Origin of the sequence: Sutcliffiella sp. NPDC057660, from assembly GCF_042800035.1 — a bacterium.
Taxonomy (GTDB): Bacteria; Bacillota; Bacilli; order Bacillales; family Bacillaceae_I; genus Sutcliffiella_A.
This window is the reverse complement of sequence record NZ_JBHVHV010000011.1, coordinates 209,392-211,626: the sequence shown is the minus strand read 5'-3', so window position 1 is coordinate 211,626 and position 2,235 is coordinate 209,392. Positions and strand designations below refer to the sequence as shown.

1 other annotated feature (only partly in view) is annotated in these 2,235 nt (G+C 53.4%).

Annotated elements, in window-relative coordinates:
* Positions 1-2,235 (bottom strand) — a sequence feature (most likely nonfunctional fraction of RNA operon); it runs 1,690 nt beyond the window's last position.

The following is a 2,235-nucleotide window of genomic DNA, read 5'->3' as shown; positions in this document are numbered from 1 at the left end:
AAAAGGAAATCTCATCTTGAGGGGGGCTTCATGCTTAGATGCTTTCAGCACTTATCCCGTCCGCACGTAGCTACCCAGCTATGCCTTTGGCAAGACAACTGGTACACCAGCGGTGCGTCCATCCCGGTCCTCTCGTACTAAGGACAGCTCCTCTCAAATTTCCTGCGCCCACGACGGATAGGGACCGAACTGTCTCACGACGTTCTGAACCCAGCTCGCGTACCGCTTTAATGGGCGAACAGCCCAACCCTTGGGACCGACTACAGCCCCAGGATGCGATGAGCCGACATCGAGGTGCCAAACCTCCCCGTCGATGTGGACTCTTGGGGGAGATAAGCCTGTTATCCCCGGGGTAGCTTTTATCCGTTGAGCGATGGCCCTTCCATGCGGAACCACCGGATCACTAAGCCCGACTTTCGTCCCTGCTCGACTTGTAGGTCTCGCAGTCAAGCTCCCTTGTGCCTTTACACTCTGCGAATGATTTCCAACCATTCTGAGGGAACCTTTGGGCGCCTCCGTTACTCTTTAGGAGGCGACCGCCCCAGTCAAACTGCCCACCTGACACTGTCTCCCAGCCCGATAAGGGCTGCGGGTTAGAATTTCAATACAGCCAGGGTAGTATCCCACCGACGCCTCCACCGAAGCTAGCGCTCCGGCTTCTCAGGCTCCTACCTATCCTGTACAAGCTGTACCAAAATTCAATATCAGGCTACAGTAAAGCTCCACGGGGTCTTTCCGTCCTGTCGCGGGTAACCTGCATCTTCACAGGTACTATAATTTCACCGAGTCTCTGGTTGAGACAGTGCCCAGATCGTTACGCCTTTCGTGCGGGTCGGAACTTACCCGACAAGGAATTTCGCTACCTTAGGACCGTTATAGTTACGGCCGCCGTTTACTGGGGCTTCGGTTCAAAGCTTCGCTTGCGCTAACCTCTCCCCTTAACCTTCCAGCACCGGGCAGGCGTCAGCCCCTATACTTCGCCTTACGGCTTCGCAGAGACCTGTGTTTTTGCTAAACAGTCGCCTGGGCCTATTCACTGCGGCTCTCTCGGGCTTTAACACCCTAACAGAGCACCCCTTCTCCCGAAGTTACGGGGTCATTTTGCCGAGTTCCTTAACCAGAGTTCTCTCGCTCACCTTAGGATTCTCTCCTCGCCTACCTGTGTCGGTTTGCGGTACGGGCACCATACTCCTCGCTAGAGGCTTTTCTTGGCAGTGTGAAATCAGGAACTTCGGTACTATATTTCCCTCGCTGTCACAGCTCAGCCTTATAGGAGAAGCGGATTTGCCTACTTCTCAGCCTTGCTGCTTAGACGCACATATCCAACAGTGCGCTTACCCTATCCTTCTGCGTCCCCCCATTGCTCAAACGGAGTGGAGGTGGTACAGGAATATCAACCTGTTATCCATCGCCTACGCCTTTCGGCCTCGGCTTAGGTCCCGACTAACCCTGAGCGGACGAGCCTTCCTCAGGAAACCTTAGGCATTCGGTGGAAGGGATTCTCACCCTTCTTTCGCTACTCATACCGGCATTCTCACTTCTAAGCGCTCCACCAGTCCTTCCGGTCTAGCTTCAACGCCCTTAGAACGCTCTCCTACCACTGTTCGTAAGAACAGTCCGCAGCTTCGGTGATACGTTTAGCCCCGGTACATTTTCGGCGCAGAGTCACTCGACCAGTGAGCTATTACGCACTCTTTAAATGGTGGCTGCTTCTAAGCCAACATCCTGGTTGTCTAAGCAACTCCACATCCTTTTCCACTTAACGTATACTTTGGGACCTTAGCTGGCGGTCTGGGCTGTTTCCCTCTTGACTACGGATCTTATCACTCGCAGTCTGACTCCCATAGATAAGTCTTTGGCATTCGGAGTTTGACTGAATTCGGTAATCCGATGAGGACCCCTAGTCCAATCAGTGCTCTACCTCCAAGACTCTAACATATGAGGCTAGCCCTAAAGCTATTTCGGAGAGAACCAGCTATCTCCAGGTTCGATTGGCATTTCACCCCTACCCACACCTCATCCGCTCACTTTTCAACGTGAGTCGGTTCGGGCCTCCATTCAGTGTTACCTGAACTTCACCCTGGACATGGGTAGATCACCTGGTTTCGGGTCTACGACCACGTACTCATTCGCCCTATTCAGACTCGCTTTCGCTACGGCTCCGTCTCATCGACTTAACCTTGCACGGGATCGTAACTCGCCGGTTCATTCTACAAAAGGCACGCTATCACCCTG